Genomic DNA, 17,594 nt, shown 5'->3' with positions numbered 1-17,594 from the left:
CTGCTCAGGGTGGGGCGGGCCGGGTCAGCCGGCGCTGGGGCTCGCCGCCGGGGCGCTCGTGGCGGCCGGCGCGGCGTTCGGCTCGGCGACGGTGAGGCTCTGGATCACCACATCCGTCTTCGGCTTGACCTTGGCTCCACTCCCATTGTCCACGGTCGGCAGGGCGCCGATCTTCTCGACCACGTCGAGGCCGCCGGTGACCTTGCCGACGATCGTGTAGCCCGGGGTGGGCGGGTTGAAGTCCTTGAAGAAGATCAGGAACTGGCTGCCGTTGCTGCCGGGCGGGTTGCCGATCATGGCGACCGTGCCCTTCGGGTACGCCGGGGGCTGCGCCGGCGCCGGCGAGGCGGAGGGGCTGGCCTCGGGGGCGGTGGGGACGTTCTCGTTGTAGAACGAGTAGGCCGGGCCGCCGATGCCGCTGCCGCTCGGGTCGCCGCAGCGCAGCGCCCCCTCAGTGGTGATCTCGTGGCACTTGGTGTTGTCGTAGAACGACTTGCCGGCCAGGAACGAGATGCTTGCCGCGCCGCACGGGGCGGCGGCCAGGTCCAGGTCGGCGGTGATCGGGCCGCCCTGGTTGGTGGTGACCGTCATCGTGCGGGTGCCGGCGGTGGGCAGACCAGTGGTGGGCGGGGTGCCCACCTCCTTGAGGTTCGTGTTGGCCGTGGCGTCCTGCGGGGTCCAGAGGCAGGTGTCCTCGGCGGCCTGCTTCTTCGGCTCGGAGTCGAAGGCGCCGAGCGCCCAGGCCGAACCGACCACGATCAGCGCGAGCACCACGGCGGCGCCGACACCGGCCTGGATCTGCCGGCGGCGCTTCGCGGCCGCGGCCCGCCGGGCGAGCTGCCGGTCGAGCTTGGCCCGCGCCAGTTTGCGCTGCCGGTCCCTGCTGGAAGCCACCCGTGCTCCCCTTCCTCTACCCTGGTTCTGGCCGGCGCCGGGCGCTGCCCGTCCGTCCGCCGGGAGGGTGCGCCACGCCACACGCCCGCCAGAGTGTACGGGTACCGGCTGGGAAAGTGGTGTACGAGGTCCGGCCTGGGTTTATCGGGCGTTGTCACTGTGCCGGGCGGGGCGGGTGGGGCCGGTGGTCGGCGAAACCCGGTCGCCCGTGCGACTAGGCTGCTGACAGGGACGACGACCTGGACGGAAGGGGAGCGGACGTGCTCGTGGCCGGCTTTCCCGCGGACGCCTTCGGCACCAACTGCTACGTGGTGGCGACGGCACCGGGGGAGCAGTGCGTGGTGGTCGACCCCGGCATCGGGGTGCTCGACCGGCTCGACGCCGTGCTCGCCGAGCACCGCCTGCACCCGGCCGCCGTGCTGCTCACCCACGGCCACCTCGACCACACCTTCTCGGTGGCCCCGGTCTGCGGCGCGCGGGGCATCCCTGCGTACGTCCACCCGGAGGACCGGGAGCTGCTGGCCGACCCGTCCAAGGCGCTCTCGATGGACCTCACCCAGCTCTTCGGCGGGCGGCTGCCCTACGCCGAGCCGGACGACGTGGCGGAGCTGACCGACGGCGCGACCCTGTCGCTGGCCGGGTTGGAGATCACCGTCGACCACGCCCCCGGCCATACCGGCGGGTCGGTGCTGTTCCGGATGCCCGGCGCCGGCTCGCCCTGGGAGGCCGACCAGATCTGCCTCTCCGGCGACGTGCTCTTCGCCGGCTCGATCGGCCGCACCGACCTGCCGGGCGGCAGCATGCCCCGCATGCTGGACAGCCTCCGGGAGAAGGTCCTCCCGCTGGCCGACGACACGGTCGTCCTGCCCGGCCACGGCCCGCAGACCACCATCGGCCGCGAGCGCGTGACCAACCCGTACCTCGTCGAGGTGTCGGGGACCGGCGGCGCGCGCCCGGCCGCGCCCACCCGCGGCCTGTAGCCGCCCCCACGACCTCCCCGCGCGGTCCGCGCGGGACGCAAGGAGTACGCCATGAGCAAGCCCACGCCCATCTCCGGCTTCCCGGAGTGGACGCCCGCCCAGCGGATGATCGAGCAGTTCGTGCTCGACCGGATCCGCGCCACCTTCGAGCTGTACGGCTTCGCGCCGCTGGAGACCCGCTCGGTCGAGCCCCTCGAGCAGTTGCTGCGCAAGGGGGAGACCTCGAAGGAGGTCTACGTGCTGCGCCGGCTCCAGGCCGACACCGACGGGCCGGCCGGCGACGACGCCCTCGGCCTGCACTTCGACCTGACCGTGCCGTTCGCCCGCTACGTGCTGGAGAACGCCGGCAAGCTCCAGTTCCCGTTCCGCCGCTACCAGATCCAGAAGGTGTGGCGGGGTGAGCGCCCGCAGGAGGGGCGCTACCGGGAGTTCCTGCAGGCCGACATCGACATCGTCGACCGGGACACCCTGCCGGCCCACTACGAGGCGGAGATGCCGCTGGTGATCGGCGACGCGCTGCGCTCGCTGCCGATCCCGCCGGTGCGGATCCAGGTGAACAACCGCAAGATCTGCGAGGGCTTCTACCGGGGGGTCGGGCTGACCGACCCGGAGGCGGCGCTGCGCGCCGTCGACAAGCTCGACAAGATCGGCCCGGCGAAGGTGGCCGAGCTGCTGGCGGAGACCGCCGGGGCGAGCGAGGCGCAGGCCAAGGCGTGCCTGGCCCTCGCCGAGATCTCCGCGCCGGACGCCTCGTTCGCCGATGCGGTCCGCGCCCTGGGGGTGAGCGACCCGCTGCTCGACGAGGGCATCGCGGAGCTGACCGCCGTGGTGGAGACGGCCGCCGCGCACGCCCCCGGTCTCTGCGTGGCCGACCTGCGGATCGCCCGCGGCCTCGACTACTACACCGGCACCGTCTACGAGACGCAGATGATCGGCTACGAGCGGTTCGGCTCGGTCTGCTCCGGCGGCCGGTACGACAACCTGGCCAGCTCCGGCAACGCCCGCTTCCCCGGGGTGGGCATCTCCATCGGGGTGACCCGGCTGCTCGGCCTGCTCTTCGGCGCGGGCGCGCTGTCGGTCTCCCGGGACGTGCCGACCTGCGTGCTTGTCGCGGTGAGCGCCGAGGAGGAGCGGCCGGCCAGCAACAAGGTCGCGGAGGCGCTGCGCTCCCGGGGCATCCCCACCGAGGTGTCGCCGAGCGCGGCCAAGTTCGGCAAGCAGATCCGGCACGCCGAGCGGCGCGGCATCCCGTACGTGTGGTTCCCCGGGGCCGAGGGCGACGAGGTGAAGGACATCCGCTCGGGCGAGCAGGTGGCCGCCGCGGCGGGGGAGTGGACCCCGCCCCGGGCCGACCTGAAACCGCTGGTCGGTCCCGCGACCGCTGGCGCCTGACGACGATTGGACCTACGGTGGCGTAAGTTACGCCACCGTAGGGAGATCGACGTGACCGTGCTCAGCCAGACCGCTCTGCTCCTCGAACTCGAACCCGTGGTCGAGAAGAACCTCGACCGGCACCTGTCGCTGGCCAAGGAGTGGTTCCCGCACGAGTACGTGCCGTGGAGCGAGGGGCGGACCTTCGACGGCCCGCTCGGCGGCGAGGCGTGGTCTCCCGAGGACTCCACGATCCCCGAGGTGGCCCGGACCGCGCTTATCGTCAACCTGCTCACCGAGGACAACCTGCCCTCGTACCACCACGAGATCGCGACGCTGTTCGGGCGGGACGGCGCGTGGGGGACCTGGGTGCACCGGTGGACCGCCGAGGAGGGGCGGCACGGCACGGCGATCCGCGACTACCTGACGGTGACCCGGGCGGTCGACCCGGTGGCCCTGGAGCGGGCCCGGATGACCCACATGTCGGCGGGCTACGTGAACACCCACGACGACGAGGTGCTGCACTCGCTGGCGTACGTGTCGTTCCAGGAACTGGCCACCCGCATCTCGCACCGCAACACCGGCCGGGCGACCGGCGACCCGACCTGCGAGGCCCTGCTCGCCCGGGTGGCGGCCGACGAGAACCTGCACATGGTCTTCTACCGCAACCTGCTCGGCGCCGCCTTCGAGCTCGCCCCGAGCCAGGCCATGCGGGCCGTGGCCGACGTGCTGGCCGACTTCCAGATGCCGGGTGTGGGCATCGACGGCTTCGCCCGTAAGTCGGTGGCGATCGCCCTGGCCGGCATCTACGACCTGCGCCAGCACCGGGACGAGGTGGTGGTCCCGGTGCTGCGCCAGTGGAACCTGTTCGAGGCGACCGGCCTGGACGCCGACGGCGAGGCCGCCCGCGACCAGATCGCCGCCCACCTGGACACCCTGGAGACCCAGGCGTCCCGCTTCGAGGAGAAGCGCGCCGCCCGCACCGCCCGCCTCGCCGCATCACGCTAACCCCGCCCCCGCCCCCGCCGATCTTGCACTTGCTGCCCCGGCAAAGGCCGCGACTCGGACGTTCCGCGGGCCGAAAGTGCAAGATCGCCGGGGCCGGGCGGTGGTTAGGCCGGTTGGTCCAGGGGGAACAGGAGGCAGCTTGACGTGGCGTGGGCGATCAGACGGGCCTTCGCGTCGGTCAGGCGGGCCTCGGCCAGGGCGGTGCGGCGGCCCCGCTGGAGCACCGTGCCCTCGCAGCGCAGGGTGCCGCTGGCGACCGTGACCGGGCGGAGGAACTTCACGTTCAGGTCCAGCGAGGTGTAGCCGACGCCGGCCGGCAGGGTGGTGTGCACGGCGCAGGCGGCGGCGGTGTCCAGCAGCGTGGAGAGGACGCCGCCGTGCACGGTGCCCAGCGGGTTGTAGTGGAACTCCTGCGGCACCAGCTCGACGGCGACGCGGCCCTCGTCGGCCTCCATCCGGGTCATGTCGAGGAGGTGCATGACGGGCGGCGCGGCCAGTTCCCCGGCGATCATCGCGCGGAGCAGCTCCAGGCCGCTGCGACGGCCGATGTGCGCGGCCCCGGCGACCGGGTCGGACCAGGTGAAGGTGCGGCTGCGCTCCTGCGTCTGTGTCATGGACTCAGCCTCGCAGCGCGTTGCTGAGTCTGTCAATCAGACCTAGCCTGGTCGGCATGAGACCCGCGGCACTGGACTGGTCGGTGGAGAACTGCACCATCGCCCGCGCCATGGAGATCCTCGGCGAGCGGTGGACCCTGGTCGTGCTCCGCGAGGTCTTCAACGGCGTGCGCCGCTTCGACGACATGCGGGTGCGCACCGGCATTCCCCGGCAGGTGCTCACCAACCGGCTGGCCATGCTCGTCGAGCAGGGGGTGCTGCGCCGGGAGCCGTACCGGGAGCCGGGCAGCCGGCTGCGGCACGAGTACCGGCTCACCGACAAGGGGCTCGACCTCTGGCCGGTGCTGGTCGCGGTGCTCGGTTGGGGCGACCGCTACCTGGCCGACCCGGACGGCTCGCCGTTGACCGTCGCGCACCGCGACTGCGGCGCCGAGGTCCGGGTGGCGCTGCGCTGCGCCGACGGGCACGAGGTGACCGATCCCCGCGACGTGGTGCCGCGTCCGGGCCCGGGCGCCCGTCGCCGTTCCTGAGCGCCCGACCGGCTCTGACAGCCGATGTCCGCGATGTTGCTTCGCGGTTACATCGTGCGGCCCTGCGAATTCGGGCAAAGCCACGTCTTGCTTACGATCTTAAATATGTGAATACTTTGGTCGTCCGGCCGGTTTCCCCAGGTCGGCCGGGCTGTCCCCGGGCGCGTCCGCGTGACAGTGCCCGTCACCCCCATCCGGAGGTTGTTACATGCGACCCACGAGGTCAATGCTCCGCCGCGCCGCCGTCGTCGCCATGGCCGGCACCCTGGTCACCGGCTCGCTGCTCGGCGCACCCGCCCAGGCGGCCCCCGCCTCGCCCGCGTCGCCCGACGCCGCCGCCGCCCTCGCCACGAAGCTCGGAGACCGCGCCGCCGGCGCGTACGCCGACAGCAGCGGCGCCATGGTCGTCGCGGTGACCGACGCCGCGGCCGCCCGCCAGGTCCGCGCCGCCGGCGCCACCCCGAAGCTCGTCACCCGGGGCGCCGACAAGCTCGCGGCCGCCACCAACGAGCTGGAGCGGTCCGCGAAGATCCCCGGCACCGCCTGGTGGGTCGACCCGGCCACCAACCAGGTCGTCGTCTCCGTCGACAGCACCGTGACCGGCGCCAAGCTGGACAAGGTCAAGGCCGCCGTGGCCCGGACCGACGGCGCGACCCGGATCGTGTCCGAGCCCGGTGTGCTGAGCAAGCGCCTGTCCGGCGGCCAGGCCATCTACACCGGCGGGTACCGCTGCTCGCTCGGCTTCAACGTCCGCAGCGGCAGCACGTACTACTTCCTCACCGCCGGGCACTGCACCAACCTGGGCTCGACCTGGTACTCGAACTCCAGCCAGACCACCGTGCTCGGCAGCCGGGCCGGCACCAGCTTCCCGGGCAACGACTACGGCATCGTGCGCTACACCAACGGCAGCACTCCGCCCGGCAACGTCTACCTCTACAACGGCAGCTACCAGGACATCACCACGGCCGGCAACGCGTACGTCGGCCAGAGCGTCCGGCGCAGCGGCAGCACCACCGGCCTGCGCAGCGGCAGCGTCAGCGCCACCAACGCGACGGTGAACTACGCCGAGGGCAGCGTGTACGGCCTGATCCGGACCAACGTCTGCGCCGAGGGCGGCGACAGCGGCGGCTCGCTCTTCGCCGGCAGCACCGCGCTCGGCCTCACCTCCGGCGGCAGCGGCAACTGCTCCTCCGGCGGCACCACCTACTTCCAGCCGGTCACCGAGCCGCTCAGCGTCTACGGCGTCAGCGTCTACTGACCGATCGCACGCGCACGGGCCGCCGGGGAACCGGCGGCCCGTTCCGCGTTCGTGGATCACCGGACTGACCGCCGCCGCCCGGGGTACGTTCCGCCCGGTGAGCACCCCCGCGACCACCCCGACCGCGCCGCCCGCGTCCGCCTGGGCGCCGTTGCGGATCGCCGCGTTCCGCGGCCTGTGGCTGGCGGTGCTGGCCAGCAACGTCGGCACCTGGATGCAGACCGTCGGCGCCCAGTGGCTGCTGGTGGACCGGCCCAACGCGCCGACCCTGGTCTCGCTGGTGCAGACCGCCAGCATGCTGCCGGTGCTGCTGCTGGCCCTCCCGGCCGGCGCCCTCGCCGACACCTTCGACCGGCGGCGGCTGCTGATCGCCGTGCAGTGCTTCCTGGCCGCCGTCGGCGTCCTGCTCACCGCGCTGACCGCGGCCGACCACATGCCGCCGGCCCTGCTGCTCACCCTCACGTTCGGCCTCGGCGTCGGTCAGGCGCTCACCCTGCCGGCCTGGCAGGCGGTGATCCCCGAACTCGTGCCCCGGGCACAGCTCGTCTCCGCCGCGGCGCTCGGCTCGATAAGCGTCAACCTGGCCCGCTCGGTGGGGCCCGCGGTGGCCGGCGTGCTGGTGGCGCGGGCCGGCGTCGCGGTGGTCTTCGCGGTCAACGCGGTCTCGTTCGCGATCTTCGCGCTGGCGCTGCTGCGCTGGCGGCCCGAGCGGCCGGAGAGCGAGCCGGCCCCGGAACGGTTCACCGCGGCGTTGCGCGCCGGCGGCCGGTACGTGCGGCACTCCCCGGTGGTCCGTCGGATCCTGCTGCGGGCCGCCGTGTTCGTGGTGCCGGGCAGCGCGCTGTGGGCGCTGCTGCCGCTTGTCGCCAGCCGCCGGCTCGGCCTGGGCGCCGGCGGGTACGGCGTGCTGCTCGGCGCGCTCGGCGTCGGCGCGGTGGCCGGCGCCCTCGTCCTGCCCCGGCTGCGCCGGGTGCTCTCCACCAACCGGCTGCTGCTCCTGGCCGGCCTCCTCTTCGCCGGGGTGCTGCTGGTCCTCGCGCTGGTGCCGGCGCCGGCCGTCGCGGTGGCCGCGCTGGTGCCCGCCGGGCTGGCCTGGATGACAGTGCTGTCCAGCGTCAACGCCGCCATGCAGCTCTTCCTCCCCGGCTGGGTACGCGCCCGCGGCCTGTCGGTCTACCAGATGGTCTTCGCCGGCGGGCAGGCGCTCGGCGCGGTCGCCTGGGGCGCGCTCGGCGAGGTCACCGGCCTGGTCGGGGCGCTCACCGCGGCCGCCGTGGTGATGGCGGCCGGCGCGCTCAGCGTGCTGCTCTGGCCGCTGCGCGAGACCCGGGGCGTGGACCGCGACCCGGCGATCTACTGGCCCGAGCCGCACCTGGCGCTGGAGCCCCACCCGCGCGGCGGCCCCGTGCTGGTCACCGTCTCCTACACCGTCGATCCCGAGCGGCAGGCCGAGTTCGTCGAGGCGATGCGGGCGGTCGGCCGGTCCCGGCGGCGGACCGGGGCGATGCGCTGGGGCCTGTTCCGGACCGGGGAGCGCACCCACGGCTTCGTCGAGGTCTACCAGGTGCCCTCGTGGGAGGAGCACCTGCGCCAGCACGGCGGCCGACTCACCGGGGCGGACCGGGCGGTCGAGGAGCGGGCCCGGGCGCTCGCCGCGGACGACGTACGGGTCAACCACCTGCTCCCGGCCGACCCGGACTGACCGGCCGGGCCGGATCCGCCACCGGCGGGTCGGGTTGCCGCGCCAGCCAGTCGCGGTGCGCCCGCCGGGCGGAGAGGACGGCGGCCAGCGGCCAGAGCGCGACGGCCAGCGCGGCCACCCGCTCGGCCAGCCCGGTCCGCGACCCGCCGGTCACCTCGACGACGAACCAGCCGAAGAGGACCAGCAGCACCGCGGTCACGGCCAGGGCCACCGGCCGGCGGAACGCCCACGGCGGCGTGCCGGCGGGCGACGCGGCCACGCCGCGCCGGACGGCCCGGGGCAGCCGCAGCGCCGACCCGGCCGGCCAGAGCGACAGGGCGAGCACCGCGACCGTGGCCACCGTCCCGTGTGCCGGGGAGCCGCCGACCTGCGGCCGGGGGAAGGCGATCAGCGCGATGGTGGCCATCCCGCCGACGGCGAGCAGGAACCGGCTGGGCAACCCGGCCGCGTGCAGGACCAGCGCGGTGCCCAGGTAGCAGCAGCCGAGCAGCGCCAGGCAGCCCGCCATCAGCCACGGGTCGGTGGCGCCGTCCCCGGCCAGCTCGCTGATGGTGTCGCGTACCGGGTCGTAGCCGGGCGGCTGCCGGGCGCCCGCCACCGTCCAGCCCGCCACCAGCAGGACGGGCGCCGCCGCGGCCGTCGCCACGGCCCAGCTCGGTACGGCACGCACCCGGCCACGGTAACCGTCCGGCCCGGCCCCGGCCGGGGGTTCGTCCCGGCCCGTCCCACCGGGTGCCCGGGAGCCGGCCCGCCCGCCCTGACAGAATGCGGGGAGCAGACGTGGACCAGATGAGGAGACGCAAGCCGTGATCCGTACCCACAATGCCGGAAGCCTGCGCGCCGCGGACGCCGGCTCGACGGTGACGCTCGCCGGGTGGGTGGCCCGCCGGCGCGACCACGGCGGTGTCATCTTCGTCGACCTGCGCGACGCCTCCGGCGTCGTGCAGGTGGTCTTCCGCGAGGAGGACGCGCACGCGCTGCGCAACGAGTTCTGCGTCAAGGTGACCGGCGAGGTGACCCGGCGCCCCGAGGGCAACGAGAACCCGGACCTGCCCACCGGCGAGGTCGAGGTGACCGCGACCGCGCTGGAGGTGCTCTCCGAGGCCGCACCGCTGCCGCTGCCGGTCGACGACCAGATCGAGGCCGGCGACGACATCCGGCTCAAGTACCGCTACCTCGACCTGCGCCGCGGCGGCCCGGCGAAGGCCATGCGCCTGCGCTCCCGGGCCAACCAGCTCGCCCGCGCGGTGCTGCACGAGCGCGACTTCCTGGAGATCGAGACCCCGACGCTGACCCGCTCCACCCCGGAGGGCGCCCGCGACTTCCTGGTCCCGGTCCGCCTCCAGCCGGGCAGCTGGTACGCGCTGCCGCAGTCGCCGCAGCTGTTCAAGCAGCTGCTCATGGTCGGCGGCATGGAGCGCTACTACCAGATCGCCCGCTGCTACCGCGACGAGGACTTCCGCGCCGACCGGCAGCCGGAGTTCACCCAGCTCGACATCGAGATGTCCTTCGTCACCGAGGACGACGTGATCGACCTCGGCGAGGCGATCGTGGCGAAACTGTGGTCCGACCTGGCCGGCTACGAGATCCCCCGGCCGATCCCGCGGATCACCTGGCACGACGCCATGTCCCGGTACGGCTCGGACAAGCCGGACCTGCGCTACGGCGTCGAGCTGACCGAGCTGACCGACTACCTGCGCGGCACCGAGTTCCGGGTCTTCGCCGGCGCGATCGACGCGGGCGGCTACGTCGGCGCGGTGGTCATGCCGGGCGGCGCGAGCCAGACCCGCAAGGAGCTGGACGGCTGGCAGGACTGGGCCAAGGCGCGCGGCGCACGGGGCCTCGCGTACGTGGTGCTCGACGCGGAGACCGGCGAGGCGCGCGGCCCGGTGGCCAAGAACCTCTCCGAGGCGCACCTGGCCGGGCTGGCCGACGCCGTCGGCGCGAAGCCGGGCGACGCCGTCTTCTTCGCCGCCGGCACGAACGCGCGGGAGGCGCAGGAGCTGCTCGGCGCGGCCCGCATCGAGATCGCCAAGCGGGCCAAGCTTGTCGACGAGAGCGCCTGGGCGTTCTGCTGGGTGGTCGACGCCCCGATGTTCGAGAAGACCGACGAGGGCGGCTGGACCGCCGTGCACCACCCGTTCACCTCCCCGAACGCCGAGTGGGTGGACCGGTTCGAGGAGGCCCCCGACCGGGCCCTCGCGTACGCGTACGACATCGTCTGCAACGGCAACGAGATCGGCGGCGGCTCGATCCGTATCCACCGCGGCGACGTGCAGCAGCGGGTGTTCGACCTGCTCGGCATCACCGCCGAGGAGGCGCAGGACAAGTTCGGCTTCCTGCTGGAGGCGTTCAAGTACGGCGCCCCGCCGCACGGCGGCATCGCCTTCGGCTGGGACCGGGTCTGCATGCTGCTGGCCGGCGCGGACTCGATCCGCGAGGTCATCGCCTTCCCGAAGACCCGCGGCGGCTTCGACCCGCTGACCGGCGCGCCGACGCCGATCACCGGCCAGCAGCGCGCCGAGGCCGGCATCGACGCCAAGCCGAAGGCGCCGACCGGCCCGCACGCCGGCACCGCCGGCCCGGCCGCCCCGGTGGCCGACCCGACCTGATCCTCGGTCGACGCAAGGCCCGCGCCATGATGGCGCGGGCCTTTCGACGTCTGGAGGACGGGATGAACCTGCTCGTGGTGGGAGCCAGCGGCTTCCTCGGCGCCGAGGTGTGCCGGCAGGCGGTGGCGGCCGGGCACCGGGTGGTCGGCACGTACCACTCGGCCGCCGTCGCGGTGCCGGGCGTCGCGCCGCGCCGGCTCGACATCACCAACCGGGCCGCGGTCCGCGCGCTGCTGACCGGGGTACGCCCCGACGCCGTCGTGGCCACCCCCTACCGGTACGACGACTGGGCGGTCACGGCGGACGGGGCGGCCCACATCGCGGTCGCCGCAGCCGAGGTGGGCGCGCGGCTGGTGCACCTGTCCAGCGACGCGCTGCACGCCGGCCGGCCGACCCCGTACACCGACGACGACGTGCCCACGCCGGTGCACCCGTACGGGGCGGCGAAGGCGGCCGCCGAGACGGCGGTGCGGGCCGTCGATCCGGGGGCGCTGCTGGTGCGGACGTCGCTGATCGTGGGGGAGGGGAGCAAGCAGATCCAGCTCTGCCGGGACGCCCTCGCCGGCCGGGCCGTCCTCTTCACCGACGAGGCCCGCTGCCCGGTGCACGTGTCCGACCTCGCCGCGGCGGTGCTCGAACTGCTGCCCACCGAGCTGGCCGGCCCGCTCAACGTGGCCGGCCCGGAGGCGGTCAGCCGCGCCGGACTGGGCCTGCTGGTGGCCCGGCACGACGGCGTGGACGCGGGCGGCTTGAAGACGACCACGATCGCGGGAGCCGGGTTGCACCGGCCGGCCCAGGTGGTGCTGGACTCCGCGCGCGCCACCGGGCTGCTGCGCACCCGGCTGCGGGGGATCACCGAGCTGTACGGCTGAGCGTGCACACTTTCTTTGCATTGCTCTTGTGCATAGAAGGTGTGCACAGATATTGTGCATCTCATGGAGGAGCAGAAGCGGCCCGAGCCGCGAGCCGTGCGGATCGACCACCGGCAGGTGCGTGCCCTCGCCCAGCCCCTGCGCATGCGGCTGGTCGGGGCGCTGCGCGTGGTGGGTCCGTCCACCGCCACCGCCCTGGCCGAGATGCTCGGCACCAACACCGGCGCGACCAGCTACCACCTGCGCCAGCTCGCCGAGGTCGGCCTGGTCGTCGAGGACCCGAGCCTCGGCACCGGCCGGCAGCGCTACTGGCGGGCCGCGCACGACGTCACCAACTGGGAGTCCAGCGACTTCGACGACGATCCGGACGCCCGGGCCGCCATCGAGTGGATCGAGGCGGACTACGTCCGCTTCTTCGCCCAGCACGCCGAGCGGTGGTTCGCCCAGCGGCACGAGTGGCCAGCAGCCTGGCGCGACGCGTTCGGCATGGGTGACTTCTTCATGCGGATCCCGGTCGCCCGCCTCGAAGCGATCAAGGAGGAGGTCTTCGCCGTCTTCGAGCGGCACCAGGAGGAGACCGACCCCGCCGACCCCGACGCCGAGACGGTGCAGCTCTACCTCGCGGCGTTCCCGATGCGGGCGGCGCTTCCGCAGTCCGCTCCGCCGTCCACCGAGGAGAAGCCGTGAGCGTCCTGTCCGTACGCCAGGTCCGGTTCCGCTACCTCACCCTCTACGGCCTGCGCTGGCTGCCCACCGGCCTGCTCGTCCCGGTGATGATCCTGCTCATGCAGGAGCGCGGCCTGTCGCTGTCCCAGATCGGACTGCTGGCCACCGCCCAGGGCCTGGCCGTGCTGGCGCTGGAACTGCCCACCGGGGGGCTGGCCGACGCGCTCGGCCGCAAGCCGGTGCTGGTCGTCGCGTGGGCGGTCTGCCTGGCCTCGCTGATGCTCTTCGCGGTGGCCGACTCCTTCTGGGTGTTCTTCCTGGTCTGGGCCCTGCAGGGGATCTACCGGGCGCTCGACAGCGGCCCCCTGGAGTCCTGGTACGTCGACGCCACCCTGGCCGCCGACCCGAAGGCCGAGTACGAGCGCGGCCTGGGCTGGGCGGGCACCGTGAGCGGCATCGCCATCGGCGCCGGCGCGCTGCTCGGCGGCGGCCTGGTGGCGCTCGGGCCGATCGGGCCGGTCAGCGCGCTGACCCTGCCCGTGCTCATGGCCATCGCCCTCCAGGTGGCCGCGCTTATCGCGCTCACCGTGCTGCTGGTCGAGCACCGGCCGGCCCGGGGCGCCGCCGCCGTGCGGGCCTCGGTGGCCGAGGCGCCCCGGATGGTCGGCCAGGCCGTCGGCCTGCTGCGCCGCAACCGGGTGCTGCTCGCGCTCGTCGCCGTCGAACTGTTCTGGGGCTTCGGCATGATCACCTTCGAGTCGCTGCTGCCCGTGCGCCTCGCCGAGGTGGTCGGCGGCGCCGACCGGGCCGCCGCGCTGCTCGGCCCGGCCAGTTCGGCGGCCTGGCTGGCCAACGCGGCCGGCGCCGCCCTGACCCCGCTGCTGCTGCGCCGGCTCGGCGCCGCGCCCGCCGCCGCGCTCATGCGGGTCCTCCAGGGCGTCACCGTGGTCGGGATGGGCCTGCTCGCCGGCCCGGTCGGCGTGCTCATCGCCTACCTGGCCTGCTACACCGTGCACGGCGCGTCGAACCCGCTGCACATGGGGCTGCTGCACCGGCAGGTCGACGGCCCGTACCGGACCAGCGTGCTCTCGCTGAACTCGATGATGGGCCAGCCGGCCGGGGCGCTCGGCGCCGTGGTGCTGACCGCCCTGGCCGACGCCACCAGCATCAGCGTCGCCATGCTGGTCGGCGCCGTGGTGCTCGCCGTGGCCGCCCCGCTCTACCTGCCGGCCTGGCGGGCCGGGCGCCGGACCGCGGACGCGGAGCCCGACGCGGGCGAGCACCGGCCCGCCGACTCGGCCTCCGGCCCGGGCCACCCCGGCCCGGCGCTCGACCCCGCCGGCCCGGTGGACCCGGTCACGGTTGCCGTCGCCGCGCCCGCCCGGTCCGACTGAGCCCGTGCCCGGCCCGCGGATCCGGGTCGGCCGCCCGCCCCGGTCCGGCCCGGCGCGGGCGGTCCGGCCCGGCCGGTCAGCCCAGGTGGACCGAGGTACGCGGCTCGGTGCCGGTGTAGCCGAGCCGGCGGTACAGCCGGATCGCGCCGACGTTGGCGGTGTAGACGCCGAGCGCCACGTGGTCGTACCGGGCGAACAGGGCACGGGTCATCCCGGCGGTGAGCGCCGCGCCGAGTCCCCGGCCCCGGCGGTCGGGCGCCACGGTCAGCCCGGCCAGGAAGCCGACGTCCCCCCGGCTGCGGTCGGCGCCGCAGGCCACCAGGCGGTCACCGTCGCGGATGCCGTACCAGTCGACGATCCGCGGGTCGCCCGGGCGGGAGGTGGTGCTGGGGAAGGCCTCCTCGATGAGCGCGGCCAGCGCGGGGTGATCGGCCACGCCGAGGCGGACCACCCGCTCCTCCGCCGGCTGCTCCGGCGGGGCGGTCGTGGTCCACAGGAAGTCCCACTCGTCGAGCCGGGCCACGGTGAACCGGTCGGCCACCTCCTCGGCGGCGGTCCGGGGCAGGTGCAACCACTCGCCGGCGCGCAGCGTCCCGTCCGCCACCAGGCCCGCGAAGACGTCCAGCGCCGGCCCGGCCGCCCCGAGCGCCCCGCCCGCCGGACCCTGCCCCGGCGGGAGGAGCCAGCCGACCGCGCCGCCCCGCCGCCAGCCCCGCGCCTCATGGCCCCGCCAGAGGGCGTGCCGGGCGTACGGGTGGTGACCGGTGGCGGCGAGCAGGGTGTCCCGCCCCGACAGGACCTCCTCGGCAGTGATCATGAGGCCAGCCTACGAGAGGGAAGATCGTGACCCCCATCCACTCCGTACGACAGGTGCGCCTGCCCGGCCGGCTCTGCGTGCTGCGGGAATGGGCGGACGGCGACGCGCCCGCGCTGCACGCTCTGCTCACCGAACCGCGGGTGCTCGACCGGGTGCTCGACGAGCGGGCGCCCACCCCGGACGAGGTCGGCGCCGCCCTGTCCGGATGGCGGGAGGAGGCGGGCCGCGAGCCGCGGCCGGAATACCGGCTGGCCGCCGTCGACGGGGACCGGCTGCTCGGGCTGGGCACTCTGACCGTGGAGAGCGTGCCACACCGGCGCGGCGAGATCGGCTACGTGGTGCACCCCGACCACTGGGGCCGGGGCCTCGCCACCGAGATCGCCGGCCTGCTGCTGGACCTGGCGTTCGGGCCGGTGGGACTGCACCGGGTGGAGGCGACCACCCGGCCGGACCACGCCGCCTCCCGGCGGGTGCTGGAGAAGGCCGGCCTGCGGTGCGAGGGGACCAGCCGGGACCACCTGCTTGTCCGGGGCTCCTGGTGGGACTCGGTGCGGTACGCGATCCTCGCCACGGACCGCTGACGCCGCCCGCCGGCGGAGGGGGCGTTCCACGGTGGAGATTGACGAACAGACCGATTGGGTACATCCGTGGCCGACCTACTGGGACCCCCCACCGGAGGAACGACCATGCTCGCCATTCTCGCGGCCATCGTGTTCGGCTTCGCCCTGTTGATCGATTTCCTGAACACGAACTTCGGCGCTCCCGACCTGTTCAACACCCACACCCTCATGCTCATCGGCTTCCTGCTGCTCTCCCTCTACCTGGCCGGGGTCGGCTCCGGCCCGCGCGGCGGCGGTGGCGGCCGTTGGTACCGGGGTCGCCGCCCGGGTCGCGGCTGACCGGAAACGACCATCCGGGCCGGGCCGGCGGCGCGATTCCAGCGCCGTCGGCCCGGCCCGGTACTGTTCTCGTGATGGAATCCGACGCCCTCTTCACCCTCGGCGAACCCGCCGGAGCGCCCAGCGCCCACGCGGGTTCCGGCGGCGTCGACGGGTTCACCGGCGCCGCGGCGGATTCGCCGCTGCCCGTCCGGATGCGCCCGGCCAGCATCGACGAGCTGGTCGGTCAGGACCACCTGCTCGCCCCGGGCGCCCCGCTGCGCCAACTCGTCGAGGCCGCCGCCCCGATGTCGGTGATCCTCTGGGGGCCGCCCGGCAGCGGCAAGACCACCATCGCCCACCTGGTGGCCCGGGCCACCGACCGCCGCTTCGTCGCCATGTCCGCGCTGACCGCAGGGGTGAAGGACGTCCGCGCGGTGATCGAGACCGCCCGCCGGCAGCGCCGGGCCGGTGGCCTCCCGACCGTGCTCTTCATCGACGAGGTGCACCGGTTCAGCAAGACCCAGCAGGACTCGCTGCTCGCCGCCGTCGAGGACCGCACGGTCACCCTGCTCGCGGCGACCACCGAGAACCCGTACTTCTCGGTCATCTCACCGCTGCTGTCCCGCTGCGTGCTGCTCACCCTCCAGCCCCTCGACGACGACGCCGTACGCGGCCTGCTGCGCCGCGCGGTCGCCGACGAGCGCGGGCTGGGTGGCGCGCTCAGCCTGGAGACGGACGCCGAGGACCACCTCGTCCGCCTCGCCGGTGGCGACGTCCGCAAGGCGCTCACCGCGCTGGAGGCGGCGGCGGCCACCGCGACCGCGCGCGGCGTGGGCCGGATCGACCTCGCCGTCGCCGAGCAGGCGGTCGACGTGGCGGCCGTGCGCTACGACCGCGACGGTGACGCCCACTACGACGTGACCAGCGCGTTCATCAAGAGCATGCGCGGCTCGGATGTGGACGCCGCGCTGCACTGGCTGGCCCGGATGCTGGTCGCCGGCGAGGACGCCCGGTTCATCGCCCGCCGCATGGTGATCTTCGCGAGCGAGGACGTCGGCATGGCCGACCCCAGCGCGCTGACCGTCGCCACCGCCGCGGCGCACGCCGTCGAATACGTCGGCCTGCCCGAGGCCCAGCTCAACCTGGCCCAGGCGGTCATCCACCTGGCCACCGCACCGAAGTCCAACTCGGCCACCACGGCCATCGGCGCGGCCATCGCCGACGTGCGCGCCGGTCGCGGCGGGGCGGTGCCGCGCGGGCTGCGCGACTCCCACTACGCCGGCGCCCGGGGCCTCGGGCACGGGGCCGGCTACCGCTACCCGCACGACGACCACCGCGGCGTGGTCACCCAGCAGTACGCTCCGGACGACCTCGTCGGGACCGACTACTACCAGCCCAGCGCGCACGGCGCGGAGCGGGCGGTGGCCACCCGGCTGCCGCTGCTGCGCCGGATCGTGCGCGGGCTGCCCGCGCCGCCGGCGCGGGCGGAGGCCGCGGTGAACGGCGCCCGACCGGCGGGCGCCGAGCGCGTCGACGGGGCGAGCGAGGGCGGCAGCGACGCCGTCGGGGAGGGTCAGCAGTGATGGCGCGTGGTCCGGAGCGGCCGGCGGACGGCCCCGACGAGCGGCGCGACCCGCGTGCCAAGGGCCGCCGATGGGGGCGGGGCAAGGCCGACGCCGAGCCGGACGAGGCGACCGCCGGCGAGGAGTTCGGCTGGATCGACGACCTGCGGACGGCCAAGCAGCAGCGCAGCGACCTGGGTCCCGGCGGCGAGGCGCCCGGCCCGGTGCCGCCCGCGCGGGGTGGGATGCCCCCGGCCGCTCCGGGGCCCCGGCCCGGACCGCCCGCGCCCGAACCGCCCCGGGCCGCCCGCCCGGGCGCGGCGCCACCGCCCGGTGCCACCCGGCCCGGCCCGGAGACGCCGCCCGCCCGCCGTGTCCCGGAGGCCGGCCCGGCCGCGCCACCGGTCCGCCCCGGCGGCCCCGATCCGGCGGC

17 protein-coding genes are annotated in these 17,594 nt (G+C 74.7%); 13 read left to right on the top strand and 4 right to left on the bottom strand.

The features are described from left to right. Positions 1-24: 24 nt before the first annotated feature. Entirely contained in the window at positions 25-894 is an 870-nt protein-coding gene (locus GA0070603_RS08660) for a peptidylprolyl isomerase (protein WP_091309856.1), read from the bottom strand. 260 nt (positions 895-1,154) lie between these two features. Here GA0070603_RS08660 and GA0070603_RS08655 point away from each other — a divergent pair, with 260 nt between their 5' ends. From GA0070603_RS08655 to GA0070603_RS08645, 3 genes are read left to right on the top strand one after another with little or no spacing between them, the layout of a single operon-like run. Further along, positions 1,155-1,874 (top strand): MBL fold metallo-hydrolase, encoded by a 720-nt coding sequence (locus GA0070603_RS08655; protein ID WP_091309852.1) that lies wholly within the window; start codon positions 1,155-1,157, stop codon positions 1,872-1,874. A 51-nt stretch (positions 1,875-1,925) separates the two neighbouring features. Further along, the gene (gene hisS, locus GA0070603_RS08650; RefSeq protein WP_091309849.1) at positions 1,926-3,266 is read left to right on the top strand and encodes a histidine--tRNA ligase; all 1,341 of its coding nucleotides are present in this window, start codon (positions 1,926-1,928) and stop codon (positions 3,264-3,266) included. Positions 3,267-3,317: 51 nt separating this feature from the next. Beyond that, a complete protein-coding gene (locus tag GA0070603_RS08645) occupies positions 3,318-4,253 on the top strand; it encodes an acyl-ACP desaturase (protein ID WP_091309846.1) in 936 nt (311 codons plus the stop codon). 104 nt (positions 4,254-4,357) lie between these two features. Here GA0070603_RS08645 and GA0070603_RS08640 read toward each other — a convergent pair whose 3' ends face one another. Continuing rightward, entirely contained in the window at positions 4,358-4,867 is a 510-nt protein-coding gene (locus tag GA0070603_RS08640; protein ID WP_091309842.1) for a PaaI family thioesterase, read from the bottom strand. 56 nt (positions 4,868-4,923) lie between these two features. Here GA0070603_RS08640 and GA0070603_RS08635 point away from each other — a divergent pair, with 56 nt between their 5' ends. The 3 genes from GA0070603_RS08635 to GA0070603_RS08625 all read left to right on the top strand — a co-directional run bounded on the left by GA0070603_RS08635 (position 4,924) and on the right by GA0070603_RS08625 (position 8,357). Beyond that, positions 4,924-5,397 carry a winged helix-turn-helix transcriptional regulator gene (locus tag GA0070603_RS08635; RefSeq protein WP_091309839.1) on the top strand — a complete coding sequence of 158 codons (474 nt, stop codon included), beginning with the start codon at positions 4,924-4,926 and terminating at the stop codon, positions 5,395-5,397. 208 nt (positions 5,398-5,605) lie between these two features. Next, positions 5,606-6,655, top strand: a complete 1,050-nt coding sequence (locus GA0070603_RS08630) for a S1 family peptidase (protein ID WP_091309836.1) — start codon at positions 5,606-5,608, stop codon at positions 6,653-6,655. A 97-nt stretch (positions 6,656-6,752) separates the two neighbouring features. Then, complete coding sequence (locus GA0070603_RS08625) at positions 6,753-8,357, top strand: MFS transporter (RefSeq protein WP_091309834.1); 1,605 nt, start codon at positions 6,753-6,755, stop codon at positions 8,355-8,357. On the opposite strand, the gene GA0070603_RS08620 is transcribed toward GA0070603_RS08625, so the two are convergent. Then, complete coding sequence (locus GA0070603_RS08620) at positions 8,326-9,027, bottom strand: DUF998 domain-containing protein (protein ID WP_244282460.1); 702 nt, start codon at positions 9,025-9,027, stop codon at positions 8,326-8,328. The two genes, GA0070603_RS08625 and GA0070603_RS08620, sit on opposite strands and share 32 nt — an antisense overlap. A 136-nt stretch (positions 9,028-9,163) precedes the next feature. Here GA0070603_RS08620 and aspS point away from each other — a divergent pair, with 136 nt between their 5' ends. The 4 genes from aspS (at position 9,164) to GA0070603_RS08600 (ending at position 13,901) form a co-directional block, all read left to right on the top strand. After that, positions 9,164-10,969, top strand: coding sequence for an aspartate--tRNA ligase (gene aspS / locus GA0070603_RS08615; RefSeq protein ID WP_091309828.1), 1,806 nt, complete (start codon positions 9,164-9,166; stop codon positions 10,967-10,969). A gap of 62 nt (positions 10,970-11,031) precedes the next feature. After that, positions 11,032-11,841 carry an SDR family oxidoreductase gene (locus GA0070603_RS08610; RefSeq protein WP_091309825.1) on the top strand — a complete coding sequence of 270 codons (810 nt, stop codon included), beginning with the start codon at positions 11,032-11,034 and terminating at the stop codon, positions 11,839-11,841. Between the two features lie 63 nt (positions 11,842-11,904). Then, positions 11,905-12,528, top strand: a complete 624-nt coding sequence (locus GA0070603_RS08605; protein ID WP_091309821.1) for an ArsR/SmtB family transcription factor — start codon at positions 11,905-11,907, stop codon at positions 12,526-12,528. Further along, a complete protein-coding gene (locus tag GA0070603_RS08600; RefSeq protein WP_091309818.1) occupies positions 12,525-13,901 on the top strand; it encodes an MFS transporter in 1,377 nt (458 codons plus the stop codon). The genes GA0070603_RS08605 and GA0070603_RS08600 overlap by 4 nt, the downstream gene beginning before the upstream one ends. Before the next feature lie 76 nt (positions 13,902-13,977). On the opposite strand, the gene GA0070603_RS08595 is transcribed toward GA0070603_RS08600, so the two are convergent. Further along, positions 13,978-14,718 (bottom strand): GNAT family N-acetyltransferase, encoded by a 741-nt coding sequence (locus tag GA0070603_RS08595; RefSeq protein ID WP_091309815.1) that lies wholly within the window; start codon positions 14,716-14,718, stop codon positions 13,978-13,980. Between the two features lie 26 nt (positions 14,719-14,744). Here GA0070603_RS08595 and GA0070603_RS08590 point away from each other — a divergent pair, with 26 nt between their 5' ends. The 3 genes from GA0070603_RS08590 (at position 14,745) to GA0070603_RS08580 (ending at position 17,182) form a co-directional block, all read left to right on the top strand. Further along, positions 14,745-15,299 (top strand): GNAT family N-acetyltransferase, encoded by a 555-nt coding sequence (locus tag GA0070603_RS08590; RefSeq protein WP_167544521.1) that lies wholly within the window; start codon positions 14,745-14,747, stop codon positions 15,297-15,299. Positions 15,300-15,404: 105 nt separating this feature from the next. Then, positions 15,405-15,617, top strand: a complete 213-nt coding sequence (locus GA0070603_RS08585) for a hypothetical protein (protein ID WP_091309808.1) — start codon at positions 15,405-15,407, stop codon at positions 15,615-15,617. Between the two features lie 74 nt (positions 15,618-15,691). Further along, on the top strand, positions 15,692-17,182 hold the full coding sequence (locus GA0070603_RS08580) for a replication-associated recombination protein A (RefSeq protein WP_091309805.1): 1,491 nt from the start codon (positions 15,692-15,694) through the stop codon (positions 17,180-17,182). The last annotated feature ends 412 nt before the right edge of the window (positions 17,183-17,594 follow it).

Origin of the sequence: Micromonospora chersina, assembly GCF_900091475.1 — a bacterium.
Classification (GTDB): Bacteria; Actinomycetota; Actinomycetes; order Mycobacteriales; family Micromonosporaceae; genus Micromonospora; species Micromonospora chersina.
Note: the sequence above shows the minus strand (reverse complement) of the source record. Positions and strands in the feature narration are given on the sequence as shown.